Below are 7,580 nucleotides of genomic sequence, written 5' to 3'. Positions count from 1 at the left end.
TCTGAGCCTTCTTACGCCCCAAGGGGCGGGGAATTTACCCCTGATGAGATTAAAAAGTCGGAGATCTCGCAGGAACCGACAAATGACCATTGATCCAGGAATGACAATCGCTCAATTTCAGCACTACCTGGCGTGGTGATAATTGGCTTCTAATGGGCTGACACCCTTTCTCTACCAATACACTACGAATGTACTGAGCAATTCTAGGCAGGGCATGTAGATCAATTCCAGCCGTGGAGATGGTGCGTTTGGGTGCGTTCAGTTGACGTAGCAGCGATCGCATCAAGTTCTCTGGTGTAAGTTGATCAGGATGAATTGCCTCTAGCAACCCCAGTTTTGCCAGCCGTTCAGCCCGGAGCCACTGTTCCTGAGATGGCTTAATTCGGGGTACCATTATGGCTCGTTTGCCCAGTGACAAAATCTCACAGGTGGTGTTATAGCCGCTCATGGCAACCACTGCATCAGCGGCTGCCATATAGCTGATCAAATCATCGGTAAACTCACCCATTTGCACTTGAGGATAGCGCGATGCAGTTTCAGCCAGTGCTGCTTGCTGTTCTAATGGCATTTCAGGGCCACAGATGATTAAACTACGCAACTTGAGCGTCGAGGGTGAATGAGCTAAACCGGACAGATAGGTATCAATTAAGCTGTAGCCATCTTCGCCGCCGCCCGGAGTCACCAGCACCAGTTGCTCTTCTGACTGAAGTTGCAACGCTTGGCGAATTTGGGCTGGATTCTTATCGCCAGGCTCTTTACGAATGTAGCCACAGAATTGCACCTTTTCTGCCACCGCTGCTGGAAATTGATATTCCTGACGCACATCAAATACATCAGCGCTGCCTACCACCAAGATGCGATCGTAAAACGCTTGAATGGCATCGGAATAACGATGTTTCTGCCAATCCTGAATCGTCACATCGGGATGATCCAGAATGTCTCGCAGCAACAGCACCAGTTGAGTATCTGGAAGCTCTTCTTGCAAATACTCTAATGAGGTTTGTAATTCATTTCGCATCCCCAAGGGCTTTTTGTCTACCAGAAACACATCCGGTCTGAAGCTGGCGATCGCCAATAAAATCAGTTGCGATCGCAACAGCACGGTTTCCTCTGTTTCCGTTCCCAGATACTTGGTAGACAGTTCACCAGAAGTGCCTCGATTCAAGCAGGGTAATTTGATGTAATCCAATCCTTTGAGAAGCCGAAAACTATGCAGCATCGGCGAACCAGACAGCATCAAGCTCGAAAGGGCAGGGATTGAATGCAGTAGATGCGTACAAATTGCCAACATTCTGCGAATATTGCCGAGACCGAAGCCATCGTGGGAATAAACTATCAGTCTCATAGCGCAATTGTCCTTTATGCGTAGATGAACAGGCGATACCACTGTGGATTTTGGATTTGCGATTTTTGATTACATTAGCCTATGCAATGCAGCGTTCTGCATCAATTTGTCGTGGATGCTTCAAACACTAGCCAAAACAGGCTGTGAAGCAGGAACAGAAATAGTTTGGGTAGTCAACATCTGGCAGCGGGATAGTAAAGCGCCAGCCACTGTCGGACGACCAATACCGACGTAGTAGAAACCAGCTTGCTCTATACGCTTCTGGGTTCAGAAAGTTGCGCCCATCCACTATGACGGGCAGGTGCATTTGGTTAGCAAGTGCGGTGTAATCCAGGGTGCGGAAGAGTTGCCAGTCGGTGACTAATACCAGGGCATCACAGCCTGCTGCCAGCATTTCTGGGCTGGTGGTCAACGTGGCATTGGATAATGCCGGATGGATGGAATCGGTTGGAATAATAGGATCGTAGGCTTTCACTTTGGCACCCAGGCGCGTTAGTTCCTCAATTAAATCCAGTGCAGGCGCATCCCTTAGATCATCAGTATCGGGTTTAAAGGTTAATCCCAGCAGCCCGATGGTTTTGCCTTTCAAAATTTTGAGAATCTGCTGGAGCTTTTCAACCGCAGCTAAGCGCTGGTTGCGATTGGTGCTGACGGCAGCCGTCAGCGGTTGAGCATCGTAGCCGTAATCGTGGGCAGTGTGAATTAGAGCAGACACATCTTTGGGGAAACAGGAACCGCCCCAACCAATACCCGCTTGTAGAAACTTGTTGCCAATGCGCGAATCTAACCCAATTCCTTGAGCAACTTGTGTAACATCAGCGCCAACTCGATCGCAAATATTGGCGACTTCATTAATAAAACTGATTTTCGTTGCCAAAAAAGCATTGGCAGCATATTTAATCATTTCTGCCGAAGTTAGATCCGTCACGACCACCGGGACAGGTGGCAACGATAGATCTTTGGCAAACTGGCGTTCCACGATCGGCGCATAGAGTTGTTGCATTAGGCTAATGGCATGAGTGCTGTGACTGCCTAACACGATGCGATCGGGGTTAAACGTGTCATAGACTGCCGATCCTTCCCGCAGAAATTCGGGATTGCTGACCCCATCGAATCCAGTAATTTCATATTGTTGTTCCGTTACCCCATCCATCACAATCCGCTGCACCCAGTCGCCAGAGCCAATCGGCACAGTGGACTTGTTGACTATCACCTCATACCTACCATTCAAATGGGTGCCAAGGTCATGGGCAACGGCTTCCACAAAGCGGGTATTGCTTTCTCCGGTAGGCAGTGCGGGTGTGCCAACGGCAATAAACAAAATCTCACCGTGCGTCACACCTGCGCCTAAATCGGTGGTAAATTCTAAATTTCTAGATTGCATGGTGGACTGCATAATGTCCTCCAGGTTCAAAAATGGGCGATCGCCCCAACTGCATCAATGCTATTTTTTCGGCATTGTTATCCACGCAAACGACCTGGTGGCCAACCCTTGCGAGACATGCACCTGTCACCAATCCGACATATCCTGTTCCAATAACGGTTACTCGCATCAGGCTAAATCCTCTCAAGAATGCCGCATTCAATTAAAACTCGATTGATAACCAAGCATTCACTGTCTCTATGCTCAACAGGTTCGCACCTCCTCGCAAAGACTTCATGAAGATCACATGAGAAAGTTCTCACAGAAGCGATGAAAACATTGATTAAAACTTAGATTTGCAGTAATTTGCCAATGAATAAACGTATCAGCAAATACAAAGTTTTGAATAGTATAGATAGAGATTTCCTGAGCAAAGCCTCATAGAGGCAAACACGAAAATGTTCTCAAACTTGAGCTTAATGAGAAACTTCTCATTAAAGCTTCATTGTTACCTGATGCTGGATGTTCTGACAAATTCCAGGAGCAGGTTGTCAATAGAGTTATACCAAGCTTTCAGTTCTGCGCTAAATGCCACCCATTGAGACTGAAGGGTAGGAGGGTGGCATCGGTCATAAGCTGCCATTCCAGTTCGGTAGTGCTTGAGGTCGAACATCACTCATCCTTGGGCTTATCCGCTCCTGGCAGTCCATCTGGAGTGTAAACCGTTTCAGTTACATTAATTCGCCCCAAAATCGTCACGCCTGTAGTGGCTAACACAACGACAATTTGAGAGATGCCATTGGGGTCAATTTTGCCTGTGTTTTGATACGTTTCGACATTCTTGGCAACGACGGGCGAGATGGATGCAATTGCAGTAAGGACGGCTCCCCAAAAGGTAATGCTCTGGAAAATGCTCTTTTTGGGGACGGAAGAAGAGTGGCTAACCTGCATGACAAATGCTCTGAATGAATAGTCGTGAGCATGACATCACTTCTGAGGAGCATCCCTACGGAGGGTATGTATTCCCCTTTCGGGTACTTTGTGAGTTTTCCTGTACTGCAACCGATCGCACGAGTGTCACTGCTAAGTCGGAATGCCCCAACTGAAGCGTGTGGATTAACTTATCACTCGAAGACTGCTGCATAACCTCCCAGTTTCACCCCTGTAAATCATCAGACAACGAAGCCGTAATCCAGGCATTCAGGAGATCGATCATGTTGCACCTCACCTCCAACAAATTCATCGCTTCCCTCCTTCAGCCCATCGCTAAAAAGCTCGACGCGATCGAAATCCGCAACCCAGAAACCGCCCACTTCTTCTGTCGTCTTATCCCTGCTCAATGCCCGTTTGAACGCGATATTCGCTGTTTTGGTCGGGTGCTGCTCCACATTCCCCCGATGTGCAAACTGAATCCGTTGTATGAGCAATTGGTTAGCTTGCGGTTCAAAGCCCTTTGCTATTTGGCAGATGTCTGTGGAGAAGATATTGCAGCTTATTGCTGACCATCAGGAAACTGCCAACACGCAATCTCTTTCAGACTTTTGCTGTCACACAAACAGCCTTAACGTGAGTTTCTGTTCCATTGCTACTCAAACCCGGATACTAACTTAGTCCCGATTGCTGAACCGATCAAGAAACGAAGATAGTGATAGACCAGGAAACAGTCTTTCAATGACATCATAATGATGTTCTATCGATGCCACAATGACTTCAGCTACTTAGATAGAACTAGAGCGACATTCGGCAACGCCTTTTCCCCTTCTTCAAAACCCTCATTAAGTTGCTCTTGCGGAAAAAACTTTCTACTTTTGTATCTTACAGAAGTGGTTCAGTGAGATTATCGCGATCAAGTTCACCAATCCATTTTGGAGGTTGACGATGATGGACGAGAAACCGAAGGGTCTAGCTTATTACTTGGGACGATCACTGCAAGTTATTGGATTTACAGTCTGCCTTCTAGCGATGTTTAAATTCGCCACGCTTTTTGTTGAGTTTGCAGAGCATTTTGGCGACTTCTCAAACTTTGAGCAACAAGCTAGAAAGTTTTCCGAAATGGCTTCTGTTTTCCCCCAATTCCTGATTGGTGGAGCAATCGCAGCAATGGGTGGTGGACTAACCTATGAGAGAGATGCTGCGCTGCTGGCAGGCAAAACCAACATAACCGCGAAAAATATCATCAGTGCGGGTGGTCATGTCAGCAACATTGCTGGGGATGATATCAGTGGACAAGTAATGAACTCTATCACTCAGCTTCATGTTTCAAGAAATCCCGATGCTAGACAATTAGCAGATCTGCTCTACCAGCTTCAAACCGCGATCGAGGCTGATCGTAGTTTAGGAACGGTAGACAAAACGGATGCTCTAGAACAGGTGAAAGCTTTAAGCCAAGCAGGTAAGGATTCTCAAATAGCGAAGACGGCAATTAGAACGTTGAAAAGTATGATGACTGAACTACCAACCGCTGTAACGTTCCTTGAGGCGTGTAGCAAGCTGCTGCCCATGATTTCGGGGTTGTTTGGTTTGAGAATTTAATCACGAAGTATTGTGTCTCAGGCAGCAAAAGAGTGCTGGGGGGACAGTTCACATCATTTCAATGCTAGAGTCTGGTAGGAACACAGAGGCACTCTGTCATGCTCGATTTCGCTTACACAGTCTTGAGTTGGAGTTGAATTATGTTGAAGCGAGTGATGCTAACTGCGCTCGTTACCATAGTTTTGAGTAATCCAGTGATTGCAGCCCCCCAATGGGAGTCTCAAGGAGTAGCTTCTACAGGCGAGAAAGTTTATCTCAATCTGGATTCAATTCAAATTGATCGACGTAGCGTAGGATTCAGAGCTACACCTGGCTATTTTTTCACTTACCAAATCGGCAAGGATCGTCCTACTGCCTTTACTACCTGCGACGGAAGGTTTCAGGTAGAGGCTAACGGAGTATTTAAGCCACTAATGAAGCCGCAGTCTGAAGCCACTCGCAAGATGTTGGAGCGAGTTTGCCACTATCAGCGTAAACGAGCATATGTATTTGCTCCACCGTCGAACGTTAGAACTGGACCTAATGGCAAGATTCTGTGTTCGATTAAGACTCAGGCGACGATTATCACCTATGGCTCCATCCCCTATGGAGAAGAAGCTGGATGGTTCTACACGGATGTATGCGGCAAGATAGGAGTCATTCATACTAGTCAAATCCGATTCTAAAAGCGTTCCAAGGCAGACTCCAGCGAATCGTAAATCTTTTGCATCTCATCCTCGATGGCGTATTTAAGGGTAAATGTAGCGACCTGCAATCATAAACCGCCAAACCTGCAATCATCGCATTTTCAAACCAGGATTAACTGCAACTATAAAACTGCTCGAACCAGAATTAGTTGCAACTGAGCCAGGATTAACTGGCACTCAACCTGCAATCATCCATTTCAGCCAGGATTAACTGCAAATAAGCCGAATCCTTTACTGGCAGGGAACAAGAGAAAAATCATTTCAGGAAGTGTCAAGAAACTCGTAGCGAAGCTGAGTAAGTTAACTTTGAAAGATAGACGACTTTCTTCACCCGGAAACTGGGGAGTTGAAGCCGCACACAGAGGTTTTCAGGGGTGTTAAGAAAACGGTCGTTTTTTTGCCCGTCAGGTGCAGTCCATCTTGGCTGAAGCGCCTATAGACCTGTTTTCAACTCAGGACATTTGTCTAAACAAGCTGTCAAACCATTGTCTGACAATACTTTCCGTCAGTTGCAATTAATCCTGGTTTGAGCGGATGATTGCAGGCTGATTGCAAGGAAGTCCCGGTTCAGTTGCAGTTAATCCTGGTTGAAGTGAAATGATAGTTGCAACTAATCCTGGTTTGAAAATGCGACGATTGCAGGTTTGAGCATTTATGATTGCAGGTCGCTACATCTAGCAGGCATGATCGTCACGCGCAGGACAAACTATTTCGCCTCTAATTGAGCGAGGCATCACTCTAGCCGCATGTTCTTCTCCATACTTGAAGCCAGCAAAGAAAACTGACGCAAAAGCAGACAGCAGAAAACATGCTGTAGTGGACAATCCAACATTGATATTCATCTCATTTCCTCATGAAGTTTGTTGAGCTTTCTCAGGCAGAGCTGCACCGATTATCAGAAAGCGCCTGAAGAGAACAAACTTCGTGAGGAGAAAGTGCAATTCTTTCACTTGGCTTGCTCTCATCAACAAGGTGAGAACTTGCTGTCAGACACCCATCCAGTACGCACAAACTAGCGCGAATTAGACATAGAAAAGATTAGCAGGTTTTGCAGAAAAAGTTTCAGAAAGCGCGTGCCATCTGGTACTTGTAACAAAATTTTACAATACATTGACAAATGACTATGGTGCTGAATTAGCACAATGTACCTAGATTCTGCAAGGAAATAGTTACAAAAGTTTATATATTATTGACATACCCCCCGAACCACCGCACAATACTTATCCGAAAGTGCAATTCTTTCACTCGGCTTGCTCCCCTGTTGATGTGAGAAATCAATGGGGGAAAGTCATTTTTAGGATTTGTTACAAAGTCAGTTCTGAAGGGCATCACACTCGATACTCTCCCACCTGGTCATGGTCAAGCACGAAGATCTTTGGTGGCTCCAGCGGTTCAAGCAGGTTGTCTGAAATGAAAGTTGAGGGATAAGCGCTCAGTTTTTCCAAAACACCCTCATAAATGCCCCGTAACTCAGTGGCATCTTCGGGCAGGTTGGCGATTGACTGAATCACGCTGTATCTCAACCAATGAATCTCGTCTGAGTTCAGTTCAACTTGCATGGTTCACCCTCCTTTGGCATTTCGATTCCTTAGCGTTGTCTTTGGTGTGTGATTCGTTCAGCCTAAACAGATAGCAATATCTGGGGACGGCTGGC

At 46.4% G+C, this 7,580-nt stretch carries 7 protein-coding genes and 1 pseudogene; 3 read left to right on the top strand and 5 right to left on the bottom strand.

The window, feature by feature from the left end; all coding sequences use genetic code 11:
• Positions 1-49: 49 nt before the first annotated feature.
• From ACJ2PR_RS34390 to ACJ2PR_RS34380, 3 genes and pseudogenes are all read right to left on the bottom strand, one after another.
• Positions 50-1,345 carry a glycosyltransferase family protein gene (locus tag ACJ2PR_RS34390; protein WP_446880419.1) on the bottom strand — a complete coding sequence of 432 codons (1,296 nt, stop codon included), beginning with the start codon at positions 1,343-1,345 and terminating at the stop codon, positions 50-52.
• 127 nt (positions 1,346-1,472) lie between these two features.
• Positions 1,473-2,852: pseudogene (locus ACJ2PR_RS34385) on the bottom strand (UDP-glucose dehydrogenase family protein); the annotation flags it as partial.
• Positions 2,853-3,380: 528 nt separating this feature from the next.
• Entirely contained in the window at positions 3,381-3,659 is a 279-nt protein-coding gene (locus ACJ2PR_RS34380) for a hypothetical protein (protein WP_446880418.1), read from the bottom strand.
• A gap of 263 nt (positions 3,660-3,922) precedes the next feature.
• On the opposite strand from ACJ2PR_RS34380, the gene ACJ2PR_RS34375 reads away from it, so the two are divergent.
• The 3 genes from ACJ2PR_RS34375 (at position 3,923) to ACJ2PR_RS34365 (ending at position 5,905) form a co-directional block, all read left to right on the top strand.
• Positions 3,923-4,210, top strand: coding sequence for a Mo-dependent nitrogenase C-terminal domain-containing protein (locus ACJ2PR_RS34375; RefSeq protein ID WP_446880417.1), 288 nt, complete (start codon positions 3,923-3,925; stop codon positions 4,208-4,210).
• Positions 4,211-4,586: 376 nt separating this feature from the next.
• Positions 4,587-5,240, top strand: a complete 654-nt coding sequence (locus tag ACJ2PR_RS34370; protein WP_446880416.1) for a hypothetical protein — start codon at positions 4,587-4,589, stop codon at positions 5,238-5,240.
• A 140-nt stretch (positions 5,241-5,380) separates the two neighbouring features.
• Positions 5,381-5,905 (top strand): hypothetical protein, encoded by a 525-nt coding sequence (locus ACJ2PR_RS34365; protein WP_446880415.1) that lies wholly within the window; start codon positions 5,381-5,383, stop codon positions 5,903-5,905.
• 695 nt (positions 5,906-6,600) lie between these two features.
• Here ACJ2PR_RS34365 and ACJ2PR_RS34360 read toward each other — a convergent pair.
• Together ACJ2PR_RS34360 and ACJ2PR_RS34355 are read right to left on the bottom strand one after the other, a co-directional pair.
• Positions 6,601-6,768, bottom strand: a complete 168-nt coding sequence (locus ACJ2PR_RS34360) for a hypothetical protein (RefSeq protein WP_446880414.1) — start codon at positions 6,766-6,768, stop codon at positions 6,601-6,603.
• A gap of 486 nt (positions 6,769-7,254) precedes the next feature.
• Positions 7,255-7,485, bottom strand: a complete 231-nt coding sequence (locus ACJ2PR_RS34355) for a hypothetical protein (RefSeq protein WP_446880413.1) — start codon at positions 7,483-7,485, stop codon at positions 7,255-7,257.
• Positions 7,486-7,580: the final 95 nt, after the last annotated feature.

The sequence above is a fragment of the Phormidesmis sp. 146-33 genome, assembly GCF_052939515.1.
Note: the sequence above shows the minus strand (reverse complement) of the source record. Positions and strands in the feature narration are given on the sequence as shown.